This is a genomic window from Herbaspirillum sp. 3R11, assembly GCF_004563925.1.
Taxonomy (GTDB): domain Bacteria; phylum Pseudomonadota; class Gammaproteobacteria; order Burkholderiales; family Burkholderiaceae_D; genus Herbaspirillum.
The window spans coordinates 132,166-151,172 of sequence record NZ_SPNJ01000004.1; the positions used below are offsets into that span (position 1 = coordinate 132,166).

12 protein-coding genes are annotated in these 19,007 nt (G+C 61.4%); 7 read left to right on the forward strand and 5 right to left on the reverse strand.

Going from position 1 to position 19,007, the window contains the following annotated elements:
• Positions 1–3: 3 nt before the first annotated feature.
• The 4 genes from E4P32_RS17550 to E4P32_RS17565 all read left to right on the forward strand — a co-directional run bounded on the left by E4P32_RS17550 (position 4) and on the right by E4P32_RS17565 (position 5,797).
• Positions 4–3,207 (forward strand): efflux RND transporter permease subunit, encoded by a 3,204-nt coding sequence (locus tag E4P32_RS17550; protein WP_116436496.1) that lies wholly within the window; start codon positions 4–6, stop codon positions 3,205–3,207.
• Between the two features lie 152 nt (positions 3,208–3,359).
• The gene (locus tag E4P32_RS17555; RefSeq protein ID WP_116436497.1) at positions 3,360–4,007 is read left to right on the forward strand and encodes a protein-L-isoaspartate O-methyltransferase; all 648 of its coding nucleotides are present in this window, start codon (positions 3,360–3,362) and stop codon (positions 4,005–4,007) included.
• Between the two features lie 9 nt (positions 4,008–4,016).
• On the forward strand, positions 4,017–4,340 hold the full coding sequence (locus E4P32_RS17560) for a rhodanese-like domain-containing protein (protein WP_116436498.1): 324 nt from the start codon (positions 4,017–4,019) through the stop codon (positions 4,338–4,340).
• Between the two features lie 149 nt (positions 4,341–4,489).
• Positions 4,490–5,797, forward strand: a complete 1,308-nt coding sequence (locus tag E4P32_RS17565; RefSeq protein ID WP_116436499.1) for a TolC family outer membrane protein — start codon at positions 4,490–4,492, stop codon at positions 5,795–5,797.
• A 16-nt stretch (positions 5,798–5,813) separates the two neighbouring features.
• Here E4P32_RS17565 and E4P32_RS17570 read toward each other — a convergent pair whose 3' ends face one another.
• Positions 5,814–6,446, reverse strand: a complete 633-nt coding sequence (locus E4P32_RS17570) for a TetR family transcriptional regulator (protein ID WP_135008759.1) — start codon at positions 6,444–6,446, stop codon at positions 5,814–5,816.
• Positions 6,447–6,990: 544 nt separating this feature from the next.
• Here E4P32_RS17570 and E4P32_RS17575 point away from each other — a divergent pair.
• Genes E4P32_RS17575 through adeC form a run of 3 tightly spaced genes read left to right on the forward strand, consistent with a single transcriptional unit; the run spans position 6,991 to position 12,840 of the window.
• Positions 6,991–8,235, forward strand: a complete 1,245-nt coding sequence (locus E4P32_RS17575; protein WP_116436501.1) for an efflux RND transporter periplasmic adaptor subunit — start codon at positions 6,991–6,993, stop codon at positions 8,233–8,235.
• 11 nt (positions 8,236–8,246) lie between these two features.
• Positions 8,247–11,393 (forward strand): efflux RND transporter permease subunit, encoded by a 3,147-nt coding sequence (locus E4P32_RS17580; protein ID WP_116436502.1) that lies wholly within the window; start codon positions 8,247–8,249, stop codon positions 11,391–11,393.
• Entirely contained in the window at positions 11,371–12,840 is a 1,470-nt protein-coding gene (gene adeC, locus E4P32_RS17585) for an AdeC/AdeK/OprM family multidrug efflux complex outer membrane factor (RefSeq protein WP_116436503.1), read from the forward strand. Before E4P32_RS17580 ends, adeC begins: the two co-directional genes overlap by 23 nt.
• Before the next feature lie 76 nt (positions 12,841–12,916).
• Here adeC and E4P32_RS17590 read toward each other — a convergent pair whose 3' ends face one another.
• The 4 genes from E4P32_RS17590 to waaC are packed head-to-tail and all read right to left on the reverse strand — an operon-like array spanning position 12,917 to position 18,974.
• Complete coding sequence (locus tag E4P32_RS17590; RefSeq protein ID WP_116436504.1) at positions 12,917–15,745, reverse strand: DUF3857 domain-containing protein; 2,829 nt, start codon at positions 15,743–15,745, stop codon at positions 12,917–12,919.
• Between the two features lie 52 nt (positions 15,746–15,797).
• On the reverse strand, positions 15,798–17,069 hold the full coding sequence (waaA, locus tag E4P32_RS17595) for a lipid IV(A) 3-deoxy-D-manno-octulosonic acid transferase (protein ID WP_116436505.1): 1,272 nt from the start codon (positions 17,067–17,069) through the stop codon (positions 15,798–15,800).
• Positions 17,069–17,938 (reverse strand): Kdo hydroxylase family protein, encoded by an 870-nt coding sequence (locus E4P32_RS17600; protein ID WP_116436506.1) that lies wholly within the window; start codon positions 17,936–17,938, stop codon positions 17,069–17,071. Before E4P32_RS17600 ends, waaA begins: the two co-directional genes overlap by 1 nt.
• A 40-nt stretch (positions 17,939–17,978) precedes the next feature.
• Entirely contained in the window at positions 17,979–18,974 is a 996-nt protein-coding gene (gene waaC, locus E4P32_RS17605; protein ID WP_116436507.1) for a lipopolysaccharide heptosyltransferase I, read from the reverse strand.
• Positions 18,975–19,007 lie beyond the last annotated feature (33 nt).

The following is a 19,007-nucleotide window of genomic DNA, read 5'->3' on the forward strand; positions in this document are numbered from 1 at the left end:
CGCATGTGGTTCACCCGCATCAGCATCGGCAATCCCGTGCTCGCCACCATGATGATGATGGCGTTCGTGGTGCTCGGCCTGTTCTCTTACCAGCGCCTGCGCGTCGACCAGTTCCCGGACATCACCTTCCCGGTGGTGGTGGTGCAGACCACCTATCCGGGCGCCTCGCCCGAGAATGTCGAGTCCGACGTCACGCGCAAGATCGAAGAAACCGTCAACACCATCAACGGCATCAATAGCCTGACTTCGCATTCGTATGAAGGCCTGTCGGTGGTCATCGTCGAGTTCGACCTCACGGTAGACCCGGCGCAAGGCGCGCAGGACGTCCGCGAAAAAGTCGCGCTGGTGCAGGCGGCCTTCCGCAAGGAAGTCGACCAGCCGCGCATCACGCGCTACGACCCGGCCGACCAGCCGATCTTTTCGATCTCGGTGACCAACGACCCGGCTGCGCCCAACACCCGTCCACGCACGCTGCGCGAACTGACCACGATTTCCGACCAGGTCATCAAGAAGCGGCTGGAGAACGTGCGCGGCGTCGGCTCGGTGACGCTGGTGGGCGGCGTCAAGCGCCAGATCAACATCTACGTCAAGCCGAACGAGATGGAAGCGCTCGGCATCGGCGTCGACCAGGTCATCACCGCCGTCAAGAACGAGAACCAGGAATTGCCGACCGGGGCGATCCGCATGGCCGACGCCGAGAAGGTGGTGCAGGTGCAGGGTCGCGTCAAGAATCCGGAAGATTTCAAGCGCATCATCGTGGCGCGGCGCGGCAGCCAGCCGGTCACGCTGGAACAGATCGCCACCGTGGTCGACGGCCAGGAAGAACAGGAAACGCTGGCGCTCTACAACGGCCAGCGCACGCTCGCGCTGGATATCCTGAAGGCGCAGGGCCAGAACACCATCGACGTCGCCGACGGCCTCAAGCAGGCCATCAAGGACATGGAGCCGAACCTGCAGAAACTGTATCCCGGCGTGCGCCTGCAAGTCATCAAGGACAGCTCGCGCCAGATCCGCACCGGCGTCGAGAACGTGCGCCGCACGCTGCTCGAAGGCGCGGCGCTCACGGTGCTGATCGTGTTCCTGTTCCTCAATTCCTGGCGCTCGACGGTGATCACCGGGCTGACCCTGCCGGTGGCGCTGATCGGCACCTTCCTGTTCATGTACATGTTCGGCTTCACCATCAACATGATCACGCTGATGGCGCTGTCGCTGTGCGTGGGCTTGCTGATCGACGATGCGATCGTGGTGCGTGAAAACATCGTGCGCCACGCCGGCATGAAGGTGCACGGCAAGTTCAAGACGCACAAGATGGCGGCGCTGGAAGGCACCGCGGAAATCGGCCTGGCGGTGCTGGCGACGACCTTCTCCATCGTCGCGGTGTTCTTGCCGGTGGGCTTCATGGGCGGCATCATCGGCCGCTTCTTCCATCAGTTCGGCATCACGGTGACGGCGGCGGTGCTGATCTCGATGTTCGTCTCGTTCACGCTGGACCCGATGCTGTCGTCGATCTGGCCGGACCCCGATGTGCACGGTGAAAAACGCAAGGACGGCTGGTACGCCAAGTCCATCGGCCGCGTGCTCGATCAGTTCGAACGCCTGGTGCAGTGGCTCTCGGCGAGTTACCAGAAGCTGCTCAAGTGGTCGCTGCGCCATCGCATCCTGACGCTGGTGCTGGCGCTGCTGAGTTTCGTCGCGGGCCTGGCGCTGCCGGCGGCGGGACTGATCGGTTCCGAGTTCGTGCCGCAGGCCGATTATTCCGAAAGCGGCGTGACCTTCTATACGCCGGTCGGCTCGTCGCTGGAACTGACCGAATCCAAGGTGCACCAGGTCGAAACCGTGCTGCGCCAGTTCCCGGAAGTGGTCGACACCTACAGCACCGTCAACACAGGCAATTCGCAGGGCAAGAATTACGCGACCGTATTCATCCGCCTCAAGCCGCGCAAGGAACGCCAGCTGAGCACTTCGCAACTGGCGCCGCAATTGCGTGAACGGCTCACGCGCGTGGCCGGCATCACGGTCACCCACATCGGCACGCTCGACGGTGTCGGCGGTGACAACAAGCAGGTGCGCTTCAGCCTGCTGGGGCCGGACCTGGATCAGCTCGGACGCCTGTCGGAAGAAGTCCAGACCAGGTTGCGCGCGATCCCCGGCGTGGCCGATCTCGACTCCAGCCTGAAGCCGCAAAAGCCGACCATCTCGATCGAACCGAAGCGCGACATCGGCTCCGACCTCGGCGTCGGCGTGGCGCAGATCGGCAACGCCCTGCGCCCTTTACTGGCCGGCGAAGCCGCCAGCAGCTGGCGTGCGCCCGACGATGAGAACTACGACGTCAACGTGCGCCTGGCGCCGACCGATCGCAATACGGTCGACGATCTGTCGCGCATGATGCTGGCCAGCAGCTTCAACAATACCGACGGCACGCCGCGCATGGTGCCGCTGCGCCAGGTGGCCGACATCCGCAACACGGTCGGCGCCAACCAGATCAACCGGCGCGACCTCAACCGCGAAGTGGAATTGTCGGCCAACGCCGCCGGCCGTTCCGCCGGCCAGGTCAACGCTGACATCAAGCTCATGCTGGACAAGGTCAACTGGCCGCCCGGCTATCGCTACCAGATCGGCGGCTCGACCAAAAGCATGAACGAATCCTTCGGCTACGCATTGGGTGCACTGGCGCTGGCGGTGGTGTTCATCTACATGATCCTGGCATCGCAATTCGCCAGCTTCCTGCAGCCGATCGCCATCATGTCATCGCTGCCGCTGACGCTGATCGGCGTGTTCCTGGCGCTGATGTTCTTCCGCTCGACGCTGAACATGTTTTCCATCATCGGCTTCATCATGCTGATGGGGCTGGTGACCAAGAACGCGATCCTGCTGGTGGACTTCGCCAATCAGGCGCGCAGGGAAGGCATGGAGCGCGGAGCGGCGCTGCTGGAAGCCGCCCATGTGCGCCTGCGGCCGATTTTGATGACCACGCTGGCGATGGTGTTCGGCATGGTGCCGCTGGCCTTCGGCATCGCCGAGGGGTCGGAACAGCGCGCGCCGATGGGCCAGGCAGTGATCGGCGGCATCATTACCTCGTCGCTGCTGACGCTGGTGGTGGTGCCGGTGGCGTACACCTACCTGGACGACCTCGGCGCCTGGGTCAAGCGCAAATGGTTCGGCGCCGCAGTAGTAGATGACAATGCGGAGGATGAGCATGCATCCTGACTATTTCCGTTTTGCAAGCATGGCGGAGGAATCGGCAAGCGATAAATTCGCTGAATTCCCCGCTGCGGCCCCGAAAGCAACAGCCCGGCGCTGTCTCAGAGCGCCGGGGTTTGATAAAATGCTGCCTTTACGTCGCTATTGAGCCCACTGCCATGAATATCGAACAAGCCCGCTTCAACATGATCGAACAGCAAATCCGCCCTTGGAATGTGCTGGCGCAAGATGTACTGGACCTTCTGACCGTGGTCCGGCGCGAGGAATTCGTCCCGGCCGCACATCGCAGCCTGGCCTTCTTCGATACCGAGATCCCGCTGCCGGGCGGCGAAAGCATGCTGGCGCCGAAGGTCGAAGCGCGCATCCTGCAGGAAGCCAACGTCAAGAAACACGAGCAGGTGCTGGAAATCGGCGCCGGCTCCGGCTACATGGCGGCGCTGCTGGCCTCCAAGGCGCGTCACGTGACCACCGTCGAGATTGACCCGGCGCTCAAGGCAATGGCTGAAGAAAACCTGTCCGGCTACGGCGTGACCAATGTCAGCGTCGAGCTCGGCAACGGCGCCCAAGGCTGGCAAGGCGAATACGACGTGATCGTGATTTCCGGCGCGCTGCCGTTCCTGCCGGACGCTTTCCTGAAGCAAATCAAGGTCGGCGGCCGCGTCCTGGCGATCATCGGCGAAGCGCCGGTCATGTCGCTGCAGGTGATCACCCGCACGTCCGACCAGGTCTACGACACCGTCGACGTATTTGAACTGATGGCCAAGCCTCTGCATGCGGCCAGCGAGCACTCCCACTTCACTTTCTAGGATATCTGCATGGAGCACATCACCGCACCGGAACTGGCCGCCTGGATCGCCGACCCGGACCGCCCGACACCCCTGCTGCTTGATGTGCGCGAGCCATGGGAATTCGAGACCTGTCGCATCGATGCTGCCCAGCTGATGCCGATGAACACGATTCCCGGCCGCTTTTCCGAACTGGACGAAGAACAGCCCGTGGTGTGCATCTGCCACCACGGCGCCCGCAGCATGCAAGTTGCCGCGTTCCTGGAGCGCCAGGGCTTTGCCAATGTGACCAACCTGACCGGCGGCATCCACGCCTGGGCCAAGCAGGTCGACACGGCAATGCCGACGTACTGATCCATCCCCTGTTTAGCAGCGCCAGGCCGCAGCAATATGGTGGTTTCGCGAGTCGCGCGGTCCACCGTGCGCAGCGTCGGATCATTTCCGCCGCTGCGCCGAGGTGGCGCAAGCAGGGAGTTTCACCTCTTCTCCAGAGAATTCAACGTATGCGTCAAGTCCTACTCGTCCCGCTGCTGACAGCCGCCCTGCTGGGTGCTTCGACGCATGCCGCCGCCGCCGATCTGGTGCAGGTCTATCAGCAAGCGCTGGCAAATGATCCGGTCTACCAGAGTGCGCGGTATGCGCTGCGCGCCGGCGAAGAAAAGATCACCCAGGGCCGCGCCGCCATCCTGCCCACCGTCGGCGTGGGCGGCAGCTATACGCGCTCCGGCGACACCATGCAGAATTCGGCCAACACCTATACGCTGCAGCTGACGCAGCCGCTGCTGCGCTGGGCCAATTGGGAAACCTACCAGCAGGGAAAATTGTCGGTGGCCGTGAGCGAGGCGCAATTCGCGCAGGCCCAGCAAGACCTGATCCTGCGCGTCGGCCAGGCGTACTTCGACGTGCTGGCGGCACAGGACGCGCTAGGTTTCCTGCGCGCGCAAAGGATCGCCATTTCGGAGCAACTGGCCTCGGCCAAACGCAACTTCGAGGTCGGCACCGCCACCATCACCGACACCAATGAAGCGCAGGCGCGCTACGATCTCGCAGGTGCTCAGGAAATCGCTGCGCAGAACGACCTCGAAGTAGCGCTGAGCAAACTGCAGCAGATCATCGGCCAGCCGCCGACGCCGCTGTCGGCGCTGCGCCCCAACGTGCAACTGAGCCTGCCGCAGCCGTCCATGATCGATCCCTGGATCGCCAGCGCGGAACAGCAGAATTACAGCGTGGTGGCGCAGCAGGTATCGCTGGAAATCGCCCAGAGCGAAATCCGCCGCAACCGCGCCGGCCATACGCCCACGGTCGACCTCGTGGCCGGCCGCAATTACACCAACCAGAACAGCCAGTTGACGCCCTACACCAATGGCCGCGGCTACGCCAACTCGATCGGCGTGCAATGGAATATTCCGTTGTTCTCGGGTTTCAGCGTCAGTAGCAAGGTGGATGAATCGATCGCGCTGGCCGACAAGTCCCGCTCGGATCTGGAGAATGCACGACGCACCGCCGTGCTCAACGCGCGCCAGGCCTATCTCGGCGTGAGCAACGGTTTGTCGCAGGTGAAGGCGTACGAAGCGGCGGAAGTCTCGAGCCTGTCGGCGCTGGAATCGAATCGCCTCGGCTACCAGGTCGGCGTGCGCATCAACATCGACGTGCTGAACGCGCAGCAACAGCTGTTTTCAACCCGGCGCGATCTGGCCCGGGCGCGTTACGACACGCTGATGAATGGATTGAAACTGAAGTCGGCCGCCGGCAGCCTGAAAGAGGAAGACCTCGCACAGATCAACCTGCTGCTGGGCGCGCCTTCCCCCTGACGTTCGAATGCGCTGTTCAGCGGAGCAGCGTCGGCGCCGTCTTGATGGCGTGAATGCAGGCGGTCAGCAGGCTCTCGGCTTCCAGCTCCAGATCGAAGCTGTCGGGCGAAAAGAACCAGTCGGCCAGCAAGCCGCTGAACATCGCATGCGCCATCAGGCAGGCGCGACGGATATTCAGGTTGGGCGGCAACTGTCCGCGAGAGATTGCGTTGGCGAGAATTTGCTCCATGCGCAGCATGCCTTGCATCTTGCATTCGCGCTGGCGCATCAGGATGGGATCGTTGTGGTCGACGAATTCGCACTTGTTGAAAATGATGTCGAAGACCTTGCGACAACGTGGATCGGTCGCGGCCTGCTTGAGCACGTAGACGCCGCCCTTGATGAACTCGCCGAGCGGATCGGTGACGCGCTCGTCGGCGTTCGCTTCCATGATGGCTTCCATCGGCAGGCGCACGCGATCGCACATGGCGTCGAACAGGTCGCTCTTGTTCTTGAAGTGCCAGTAGATTGCGCCGCGCGTGACGTCGGCGGCCTTGGCGACGTCGGCCAGCGAGGTATGCGAGACGCCGCGCTCGTAAAAAACTTGTTCGGCGGCATCGAGAATACGCGAGCGGGTTTCGAGGGCTTCTTCCTTGGTCGAGCGGGCCATATCAGCAGACCGCGTAGGATGTGATGGACATAAATGTTGAGTTCATTGCAATCTCCGTGCACCTTCGTTGTGCGATAAAGACAGACTGCCGCAGTTCTCTTTGACAAAGAGGCGTTTTCGCGAAAATCTGCATGTTTTGCATGTTTCTGAAAGTATCGTCGCATTGTCTTTCGACATATTGCGATACATCAATCAGATACATACATACAAGAATGTATGTATAATAGCACCGGATTTCAATGGCCGCTTGGGCGTTTTTACGATCGCTTTCTTTTGTTTCACCTGTCTGCTGTCTTTTCTGCACTGCAACAATTTTTGCGTTATCTTCTTGGTTCTGTCGCAGCACCCATTATTTTCAATCGCGTTTCTGGTATTCACTCTGTATTCACACTGCATTCACTCTGTATTCGTTCCGTAATTACTCCGTAATTGTTCCAAAGCTATATTCAGCAATATCAGTAATTTAATTTCAGCAATTTAATTACCGTATTCGAATCACCAGCTGCATGTGCAGCTTCAACTCTACCTACCGTGCGAGATATTTATGAGCTCAGTTAGTCGTTTCACGCGCCTTACCCTTACCGTCGTCGCAGCAGCCGCCCTCGCAGCCTGCGGTCAAAAACCGAACGCCCAGGCCGGCGCAGGCATGCCGCCGGGCGAAGTGTCCGTGGTCACCATCGCGCCTGAGCGCGTCACCATCAGCAACGAACTGCCGGGCCGCCTGGAAGCCACGCGCGTTGCCGAAGTCCGCGCTCGCGTAGCCGGCATCATCCTCAAGCGCACGTTCCGCGAAGGTAGCGAAGTCAAGGCCGGCGAGGTGCTCTACCGCATCGATCCGGCGACATTCAAAGCCAACTACGACAGCGCGCAAGCCACGCTGGCAAAGAGCCAGGCGTCGCTGACGCAAGCCTCGCTGAAGGCACAACGCTACAAGCCGCTGGTCGAAGTCAACGCCGTCAGCAAGCAGGAATATGACGACGCCGTCGCTTCGCAGAAGCAAGCGGAAGCCGATGTCGCCGCCGGCAAGGCAGCCGTGCAGACCGCTGGCCTGAGCCTGGGCTACGCCACTGTGACCTCGCCGATCTCGGGCCGCATCGGCCGCGCGCTGGTGACTGAAGGCGCACTGGTCGGCCAGGGCGACGCCACGCAATTGGCGGTGGTGCAGCAGCTCGACCCGATCTACGTCAACCTGACGCAATCGAGCACCGACCTGCTCAAACTGCAGCAAGCCATGTCCAGCGGCCAGTTGAAGACCGTCGGCCAGGGCAAGGCCAAGGTCACGCTGGTGACCGACGACGGCCGTCCTTACCCGCTGCCGGGCAAGCTGCTGTTCTCGGACATCACAGTCGACGCCACCACCGGCGCAGTGACCATCCGCGCCGAGTTCCCGAACCCGAACCGCACGCTGTTGCCGGGCATGTATGTGCGCGCGCAACTTGAGCAAGCGGTCAACGAATCCGCCATCGTGGTGCCGCAACAAGCGGTCATGCGCGACCTGAACGGTTCGTCGGTGTTTGTGGTCGGCGACGACAACAAGGTCGCGGCGCGTCCGGTCAAGACCGGTTCGGCCCAAGGCAATAGCTGGATCGTCACGGATGGACTGAAAGCCGGCGACCGCGTCATCGTCGAAGGTATCCAGAAGACCAAGCCGGGCGCGCCGGTCAAACCGGTGCCGTGGAAGGGTCCTGCCGCCGATGCCGGCTCAGCTGGCGCATCTTCTGCAACCGCGGCAACCGCTGCACCTGCAGCGGCGCCAGCCAAGCAGGACGCCGCAACCAAAGCTAACTAAGAGGCTGTCAGATGGGAAAGTTCTTTATTGATCGCCCCGTATTTGCGTGGGTGCTAGCAATCTTCATCATACTGGCGGGCGCGCTGGCCATTACCGGCCTGCCCGTCTCCCAGTATCCGAGCATTGCGCCGCCGACCATCGTGATCACGGCGACGTATCCGGGCGCGACCGCGCAAACCCTCGACGATTCGGTGACCAGCCTGATCGAACAGGAAATGAACGGCGCCGACGGCTTGCAATACATGGAGTCGCAAAGCCAGGCCAACGGCCAGGTACAAATCACGGTGACCTTCTCGCCCGCCACCAACGCCGACCTGGCAGCGGTGGACGTGCAGAACCGCCTGAAGCGCGTCGAAGCGCGTCTGCCGGCAGCCGTGACGCAACAAGGTGTGCAGGTCACCAAGTCGCGCAGCAACTTCCTGCTGTTCATCGGTTTGTCGTCGACCGACGGCAAACTTGATCCGGTGGCGCTGGGCGACTATCTGTCGCGTAACGTCCTCAACGAAGTCAAACGCGTTCCCGGCGTCGGCCAGGCACAGCTGTTCGGTACCGAACGCGCGATGCGCATCTGGATCGATCCGAACAAGCTGATCGGCCTGAACCTGACTCCAGCCGACGTGACTGCCGCCATCACCGCACAAAATGCGCTGGTGGCCGGCGGTACGCTGGGCGCCTTGCCGAGCCCGACCTCGCAGCAGATTTCTGCGACCGTGGTCGTGAACGGCCAGCTGACCAGCCCGGAACAGTTCGGCAACATCGTCCTGCGCGCCAATGCAGACGGTTCGTCGGTGCGCATGCGCGACGTCGCCCGCATTGAAGTCGGCGGCCAGTCATACGACACCTCCGGCCGCCTCGACGGCAAGCCGAGCTCGTTCATCGGCGTGCAGTTGTCGCCGACCGCGAACGCGCTGGGCACCGCAACCGCCGTGCACAAGAAGATGGAAGAGCTGTCCAAGTATTTCCCGGCCGGCGTGAAGTACACCATCCCTTACGACACCTCCAAGTTCGTCAAGATCTCGATCGAAGAAGTGGTCAAGACCCTGATCGAAGCGATCGTGCTGGTGTTCCTGGTGATGTTCCTGTTCCTGCAGAATATCCGCTACACCATCATCCCGACCATCGTCGTGCCGGTCGCGCTGATGGGTACGTTTGCAACCTTGTTCGTCTTCGGCTTCTCGATCAACGTGCTGACCATGTTCGGTATGGTGCTGGCGATCGGTATCCTGGTCGATGATGCGATCGTGGTGGTCGAAAACGTCGAACGCATCATGAGCGAAGAAGGTTTGTCGCCCAAGGAAGCAACCCGCAAGGCGATGGGCCAGATCACCGGCGCGCTGATCGGCATCACGCTGGTGCTGATCGCCGTGTTCATCCCGATGGCGTTCTTCGGCGGTGCGGTTGGCGCGATTTATCGCCAGTTCTCGCTGGCGATGGTGGCGTCGATGGTGTTCTCGGTGCTGATGGCGTTCACGCTGACGCCGGCATTGTGCGCAACCATCCTGCTGCCGGTCGAAAAGGGCCATCATCACGAGAAGCGCGGCTTCTTCGGCTGGTTCAATCGTCGCTTCAACAAGACTGCCACCGGGTATCAGGGCTTCATCGGCAAGATGCTGACCAAGTCCGGCCGCTACATGATCGTGTACGCGCTGATCGTGGCCTGCGTGGGCTTGCTGTATGTGCGCCTGCCGGCTTCGTTCCTGCCGAACGAAGATCAGGGCTACATCATCACCAACGTGCAGTTGCCGCCAGGCGCCAGCACCGGGCGTACGCTGGAAGTGATCAAGACCATCGAAAACTATTACCTCAAGCAACCTGCGGTCGAGCACGTCGTGGCGATTGCCGGTTTCAGCTTCTCGGGTAACGGTCAGAATGCCGGTCTGGTGTTCACCCCGCTGAAGGACTGGAGCGAACGCGACAAGACGCAATCGGCGGATGCAGTGGCCGGTCGTGCTTTCGGCGCCTTCTCGCAGATCAAGGATGCGATCGTGTTCCCGCTGAACCCGCCGCCTATCCCTGAACTGGGTAACGCGACCGGTTTCACCTTCCGTCTGCAGGACCGTGCAGGCCTGGGCCACAACGCCCTGGTGCAGGCGCGCAACCAGATCCTCGGCATGGCTTCGCAAAGCAAGGTGCTGGCGGGTGTGCGTCCTGAAGGTCTGGAAGATGCGCCGCAGCTGCAACTGGACATCGACCGCGACAAGGCTAACGCTCTGGGCGTGCCGTTCTCGACCATCAACAGCGTGCTGTCGACGGCATTGGGTTCGTCCTACGTCAACGACTTCCCGAACCAGGGTCGTCAACAGCGCGTGATCGTCCAGGCCGACGCCAAGCGTCGTCTGCAACCGGAAGATCTGGCCGGGCTGTATGCCCGCAACAGCGGTGGAACCATGGTGCCGTTCTCGGCCTTCACGACCTCGAAGTGGATCAACGGCCCTGTGCAGCTGATTCGCTACAACGGTTATCCGGCAATGAAGATCGCCGGCGGCGCAGCACCTGGCCGCAGCACCGGTGAAGCAATGTCGGAAATGGAAGGCTTCGTCGCCAAGCTGCCGGACGGTTTCGGCTTCGAATGGACCGGCCAGTCGCTGGAAGAAAAGACCTCGGGTTCGCAAGCGCCGGCACTGTATGCGCTGTCGCTGATCGCCGTGTTCCTGGTGCTGGCTGCGCTGTACGAAAGCACCTCGATCCCGCTGGCGGTGATGCTGGTGGTGCCGCTGGGTATTCTCGGCGCACTGCTGGGCGTGACGCTGCGCGGCATGCCTAACGACGTGTACTTCAAGGTCGGGATGATTGCGGTGGTCGGCTTGTCGGCGAAGAACGCGATTCTGATCATCGAGTTCGCCAAGGATCTGCAAGCACAAGGCATGGGCCTGATCGAAGCGACGCTGGAAGCGGTGCACCTGCGCTTCCGTCCGATCATCATGACTTCGCTGGCGTTCATCCTCGGCGTGCTGCCGCTGGTCATCGCCAGCGGCGCCGGCTCCGCCAGCCAACGCGCCATCGGTACCGGCGTGATGGGCGGGATGATCACGGCGACCGTACTGGCCGTGTTCCTGGTCCCGATCTTCTTCGTCGTCGTGCGCAAGATCTTCAAAGGCAGCAAGGCAAAGCCTGACGCTGCCCATCACAATATCGATGTGGAGGATAAGAATGTTTAAGTTTCCCACCCTGCGCCTGAAGCAGTTGAGCGCAGCCATGCTGGTGGTCGGTGTATTGTCCGGCTGCACGCTGGCGCCGACCTACGAGCGTCCGCAAGCGCCGGTCGAAGGCAGCTATCCGGCCGACGCCAAGGGCCAGGCGGCGTACGACGCCGCCACCCTGGGCTGGCGCCAGTTCTTCCCTGACCAGCGCCTGCAGGCGCTGATCGCGGCCGCGCTGGAAAACAACCGCGACCTGCGCACTGCCGCGCTGAACATCGAAGAAGCCCGCGCGCAGTACCAGATCGCTCGTGCCGATCTGCTCCCTACGCTGAACGCCACCGGCAGCGAGTCCCGCACCCGTTTGTCGTCCAGCCAGTCGACCACCGGTTCACCGTTGATCACCAAGAGCTACCAGGTCGGCCTGGCAGTTCCTGCGTATGAACTGGACTTCTTCGGCCGCGTCCGCAGCCTGAAGGATGCGGCGCTGGCGACTTACCTGTCGACTGAAGAAGCCAAGCAATCGGTGCAGATCAGCCTGGTGTCGCAAGTAGCCCAGGCTTACCTGACCGAGCGTTCCTATGCCGAGCAACTGAAGCTGGCCCAGCAGACGCTGGAAAGCCGTCAATCCAACCTCGGCCTGGCGCAAAAACGTTTCGACGTCGGCGCCTCGTCGGCGCTTGACCTGCGGTTGTCCGACACGCTGGTGCAATCCGCCCGCACCTCGGTAGCAACGCTGCTGCGCCAGCGCGCCCAGGCGGAAAACGCCTTGACGCTGCTGGTCGGCACCAACGTCAAGGACCTGCCTGCAGGCCAGGATCTGTCGCTGCAAAACATCGTCACCGACATTCCGGCTGGCGTGCCGTCGGATCTGCTGGCGCGTCGTCCGGACATCCGTTCGGCCGAGCAAAAGCTGCTGGCCGCCAACGCCAACATCGGCGCCGCCCGTGCCGCGTTCTTCCCGCGCATCAGCCTGACCGGCTCCTTCGGCAGCGCCAGCAGCTCGCTGGGCGGCTTGTTCGATTCCGGCTCCGGCGCGTGGTCCTACGGCCCGCAACTGAGCTTGCCGATCTTCGACTTCGGCCGCAACAGCGCGAATCTGGATGTGGCGGAAGTGCGCAAGAACCAGGCGATCGTAACGTACGAGAAAACCATTCAAACGGCTTTCCGCGAAGTTGCCGATGCACTGGTGGCGCGTGGCACGCTGGATGAACAGATCGAAGCACAGGAAGCCTTCCTGAAGGCACAACAGGAACGTCTGAACCTGACCGACCTGCGCTACAAGAACGGCATTGCCTCCTCGCTCGACCAGCTCGACGCGCAGCGTGATCTGTTCTCGGCGCAGCAGGCGCTGATCCAGGCGCGTCAATTGCGTCTGAATAATGCGATCGATTTGTATCGTGCGCTGGGTGGTGGGTTGAATGAGACGACGGTGTCGGTGGCGGCAGCGCCATCCGGACCGAAGTAAATACCTCTTCGTGCGGTAACGAAAAACGCCCCTTTTCAGGGGCGTTTTTTGTTGCGCGTTACTCGACGCAGTAGATCTATTTTTGCTGCGATGCTTTGTTCAGACGCTCCAGCTCCCACAGTGCCGCAGCATGTTCGGTAAATACCGTGACACCCTGCGCACGCGTCTTTTCAAACGCCGCTCGGGCTTGCGCGGTGTCACCTTTCACCACGTAATACTGGCCGATGTAAAACCACGCCTCCGCCAATGCCATTTCACGATCATCACCTTGCTTGCGCCTGACTTCCTCGAGCACCTGGTCGGGCGTCATTCGTGAAGCCAGCAACGCCAACGCTGCGTGCGGCCAATTGAGGGCATTCTTATTTCCGGCCTGGCGCAGAACTTCCGCCGACAATGGTCGCCCCAGTCGCAATTGAGTCCACGCTTGCCACAGGACAGGATAGAGGTTGACGTCATCCTTGCGGCCGGCCGCCTCGACGGCTTTGGCAAAGTCCGCTTCGGCTTCGTTGTACTTGCCGAGATAAAAACGCGCAATGCCGCGCCGCTGAAAAACGTTAGCCTCATCCGTGCCAAGCGTCAACGCCTTGGTGAAATCAGGAATACTTTTTTCAAAACTGGCATTGTCCAGGTACAGGTGGCCGCGGCACTCCCAGGCGCGCGCCAGCGAAGGAGCAATCCGCACTGCTTCGCCGGCATCTTCCATGCCTTTCTCCGGTGTGCCGATGTCAGCCAATGCTTCGGCGCGGGCGCACAACGCTTCCGCCAGATCGTCGCCTTTCAGTACGCCCCCCTGGATGGTCCGGCTCAACTGCGTGATCGTCTGCTGCAAACGCTTCTTGATGTTGTCCTGCAGCGTGGTGCCGCCGAATCCGAGCACGCCACTCTTCTTGATCGCGTTGGCGTCAACATACTCGACGCGCGGGATCACGCCATTGAGCTGATCGATCTCCTTTGACAGCTTGGGCAAATCGTCCGGTACGGCCTGCTCCGTCAACATCGTGAGCGAAGCCTCGAAGGTCGACACGTTACCTCGAAAACTTCGTTGCTGCTCCAATTCGAAAAACTGGTTACGTACGCGTCGATTCACAGGATCCCGCAACACCGCGACACTATCCGGCCAGTTGATCACAAGTTTGTATTTGGCGCGATAGGGCGCGCGCGTGAATACCGCCGGGAATTGACGCCGGAAGTTTTTCGGCAAGCTGAACGAATCGATGAAATTGCCCGGCACGAACTTGATGAACCAGCTGCGTTCGTATTCGCTCGCAGCCTTAGGAATTGTGTAGCGCGCCTTGAAGTACACCCGATTGTTGCTCGCATCATCCTGAAAAACCGGCGCTTGCGTAAGGTCGATGCCCGGATAACGGCGCTCATACTGCCCAAGCGCATATTTCTTGGTCTGTTCCGGGTTCAGACGTGGAAAGACGTTTCTCATTGCCTCGGCATCCAGGCCCCGCCAAGTCCAGGTCACGTCCATCACGGCAGCGCCGCCAAAGCTGGCCAGGCTCATGGTCTCGTTCAGCTCTACGGTATTGAGATCCAGCTTTCCCGGCCATTCGATGTTCGTCAGCGCAACGGTCTCAGGTGCGACCACCAGGCTCGCTGCGCCGTCATAGCGCACCCCCATCGTGTCCAGGCCGCCTGCTTGTCCAAGCAAGGTCGGGTCAAGGTAGAAATTCTTGCCATCCAGCCGCAACTGCACGATCACGTGGTCGAACGCCAGCGGCGTCGGCGCCATTTTGGCAGGCAGCTTCGACCGGCTGGCAGACAAGAGCAGCGGACTCGCGTCCATATCGAGCTGGCGCAGCAGTGTCATCAGGAGATAGGCCTTGTCCTTGCAATCGCCGAAGCGATGCTGCAGGACTTCACCCGGAGGATGGGGGCGATGCGAACTCTCGCCCATGGAAACGGAGAAATAACGGATCTCCTTTTGTACCCATCGCAACGCCGCCACGGCGCGCTGCTCCGGTGTCGGCAAGGTACGCCATTGCGCGATCAGCGGTTGCAGTTCCGGCGGCGTCTTTTCCAGTCGGGGAAACAGGCCGACAGCCCAGCGAGCGACCTCATTCCAATTCTTGAATTCGGAAAATTGGAGCTGACGATAAGCGATATAGTCGCCGGGAATGCCAGGCTCGTAGTCGATCCCTTCATTCGGTTGCAATGTGAACCGCAATTTGCGCCAGCCGGCCGCTTCGGTAATTTTCGGCTGAAGACTACCGCGTTCTTTCTCACCGAGGATGCGCCATTGAATGTCACGGCTGACCGGATGGCTCAGTATGACGCTGCGCAACTCGACGGGAGCATCGACATCGACTCCGGCGAATTCGCTGTAGCGGTCTTCAAAGACGGGGTTGGCTCCCTCAATGGTGTAGCTGACCTGCAGCGTGTCGCCTACACGCAAGTCGCTGATCAACAGCGAAGCACTGACCGCGCCACTGTAGACACCGTTCTCCAGGCCCAGCTCGCGCTGCAGGAAACGGACCCGCACCGAACGGGTCTGGTCCAGCACATCCTTTCCGCGCAGTACCTGCACTTTATGGAGGCTCAGTTTTTGATATTGCGGGACGAAATCGATATTGGTCTGCCCCATTTCTGTCAGCAGGGACACGTCGTTGATCTGGATGGCGCGGTTGACGTACACACTGGCGCGCCGGTCGACTCTGAATTGCGTATCCCACAGGCGGATGACGTAAGGATTGGTGCGTTTGGTAAGCGGTGGCGCAATCGGTTCGACCCAGGCAGGAAGGGCAGCGCCGCGCACGAAAGCTTCTGCGGCGACCTGTATTTCGCGAACCGGAATTTCATCACCTGCGGGAGCAGACCTATCCTGCGCATGGGAGCCGACAGCCAGCAGCAACAGCAAGACCGGCAACCATTGCCCTAGTCGAATAGGTATCGAAAGCATGTTGTTTATTCCCCTGTTGAAATTCTTTTTGAATCGCTCTGCGCGCGTATTTTTACCTGATCATTTTATCCAACAGCGCCATGGTACGCACCGTGGCTCCCTGATGCTGACGCGCAAAGGCCTGGGCGTGCTGTGCCATGGCGGTCCGCCGTATGCTATCGGCAAACAATGACTGCGCCTGCTGCAAAATATCGGCTGCGCTGTTCACGCGTAACGCGGCATCGGCAATGACGGCATCGTCGCTGATCATCTGGAAATTGAAGGTGTGCTCGCCGATCAGCACCGGGATTCCCAATGCGCTGGCTTCGATCAGATTTTGTCCGCCCAGCGGCAACAAGCTGCCACCGATGAAGGCCGTTTCACAAGCAGCGTAGTAAGCGGCCATTTCGCCCATCGAATCACCCAGCACGACAGCCGTATCGGCAGCCACCGCTGCGCCACCGAGCGTGGAACGCCGCTGCATGACAAACCCGCGCGCGGAAATCATCGATGCAACTTCGTCGAAACGCTGCGGATGGCGCGGCACGATTACCGTCAGGAAATTCCGGTCGGGGACGTTGACCAGTGCGTCGAGGATCAACGCTTCCTCTCCTTCGCGCGTGCTGGCGCACAGCAGCACCGGACGTTCGCCGAACTGCGCGCGCCATTGCTTGCCCAGCGCAATCATTTCAGCTGGTGCTTCAACGTCGAATTTGATGCTGCCGGTCACATGCACTTGCCGCGCGCCGAACAGGCGCAATCTTTCGGCGTCCTGTTCCGACTGCGCGGCGACGCAATCGATGCCTGCCGCAGCTTCCAGCAGGATGGCGCCGAACCGCTGGCCGCGTCGCAACGAACGCGCCGACAAGCGGGCGTTGGCGAGCATCACCGGCACGCCGGCGCGCACGCATTGGCGCACCATGTTTGGCCAGACTTCGGTTTCCATCAGGATGCAGATCTGCGGCTTGAAATGGCGCAGGAAGCGTGCGCACATCCAAGCGGTGTCGTACGGCAGGTAACTCTGGATCACGCGTTCGCCCTGGGCCGCGAACAACTGCTGCCCGGTCGCACGGCCGGTGGCGGTCATGTGCGTGAGCAGGATCGTGTGTTGCGGATAGGTTTGCAGCAAGGCTTCGATCAGCGGTTGCGCCGCACGCGTTTCGCCGACCGAGACGGCATGCACCCAGATCAGCGGCGGCAGCGTGCGCCGGCTGGATTGATCGTAAAAGCCAAGGCGCTCGCCAATGTGCTGCCGGTAGCCGGGCTCCTTGCGGCCGCGCCGCCACAAGCGCAATAACACGAACGGCAAGCCGACCCACCAGAGCGCGGAATAAAGCAGGCGCATCAAACCAGCTGACGTCCGGTGAGTTTGCTCAGGATGGCGAGCGGGCTGGCGGCGGGATCATATTGCTTTTCGGCGGGCAGGTGCAGTGTCTGCTCGAGCATGTACTGACCGGACATCACGGCATGCGACGCCTGGTCCGAGAAGCACACCCAGACCGAGCCGGCCGCGAACGGCATGGTGACCTGGCCGGCGCTTTCCTGATAGGCCATGTCGCCTTTCATGCCGTCATGCAGCTGCAGCATCAGGTGATCGTATTCGCTGCGCAGGGATTTGGTCACGTGCAGCGCCTTGAGCACCTTGGCTTGCCACGCGACATAAGGCTTGGCGCGCGGCACGAACTTGCGCGCCACGGTTTCGAACGGCTCGCCGACACGCCAGACGCGCGGCACGCCGTCGGGATTGATGTTGCTGAACACGCGCAGGATGCGCTCGCCGTAATTCGGTCGCGAAGGAAAGGCGTCGACATGCAGGCGGCGGTCATCGGCACGCCAGGATTGCGCGCGCGTCTCGACCTGGGTCGGACGATAGCTGGTCGGCGCCAGGCGCAGCGCGCCCTGGTATTTCGGCAGCAGTGAATACACCAGCGACTGCGCCTGTTCGCGGAAACGTCCGATCATCAGCGCCAGCGCCAGTTGCGTGGCGGTGTCGCCGACCGCGCCTTTCAGGTGACCGGCAGCGTCCAGACTGATGTTGCGGACCTTGGGATTACGGATTTCAGGATCCAGCAAGACTTTCTCTTCCGGCAACAGCACGAACGGCAACTGCGGGAAATACAGCACCTTGCCGCTTTCCAGGCCTGCGATCCATGCGGGATTCGGCTCCGCCACCTGCCAGTCGGTGACGCCGATTTCGATAATTTGCGATTCCATGTCGATATTATGCCTCGTTGTTCGGTGTGCTACTGCCGCGCTACGCGGCAGCCTGCGCCGACAATACGCCATCAATGGCCAGCAGTACTTGCGCTACATCAGGAGGATTGCCGGCATCACCAAGATTGGCGACGAAAGGCGACCAGTTTCCTTCGGTTTTCCAACGCGGAGAGTCGCAGTAAAGCTCCACGGTGGGCCGACAATATGCGGCGGCGATGTGTGTCAGACCGGTATCGAGTCCGACCACCAGCGCGGCACGACGAACCAGCGTCACCGCCTCCATCAACGGCAGCGCAGGGAGCACTGTCGCCTGCGGCATCAACGCCGCCAGTCTCTCGGCCGCCTGCTTTTCCTTCGGATTGCCCCACGGCAGCAAGACCGGCAGGTTGCGCGCTTGCAGGGCCTGCGCCACGGCGACCCAATGCTCGGGCGCCCATTGTTTGGCGGCCCGTGCCGTGCCGTGGAAAAATACCGCGTAAGGTTGTTGGGGCAGCCAGTCGGGTGAATTGTCCGGCGTCGGTGCACCAAGGGCAAAATCTGCAGCCCCATCCGGTGCGTAACCAAGCGCAACGGCCGCTACGGTGCGCGCACGCAGCACCGCATGGGTATGCAGCCCAACCGGCACGCTCTGGGTATGGAAGATCCGCGACAGCGGCTCGTAACCCGAGCCTTCAGTGGCGTTGGCCAAGCCGACCCGCTTGCCGCCCGGCGCCAGACGCGCCATGCGCATCACGACGCTGGTCTTGAGCAAGCCCTGGGTGTCGAAGACAAGGTCGTACGCCTCGTTGCGCAGCTGGCGGTAGAACCCGGCAATTTCGGCGCGTGTGGCGGCCGAACCAAGGCTCTTGCGCCAACGCCGCAGGGCGATCGGGATGATGTTGCGGACATGCGGATTGAGCCGCACCAGGCTGGTATAGGCCTCTTCCACCACCCAGTCGATGTTGGCATCCGGATAATGGCGCCGGATGTCGGCGACCATGGGCATGTTGTGCACCACGTCGCCAAGGGACGAAACGCGGACGATCAGGATGTTCAAGGCTAACCCACTATTATTTGTCTGTGGGCCAGC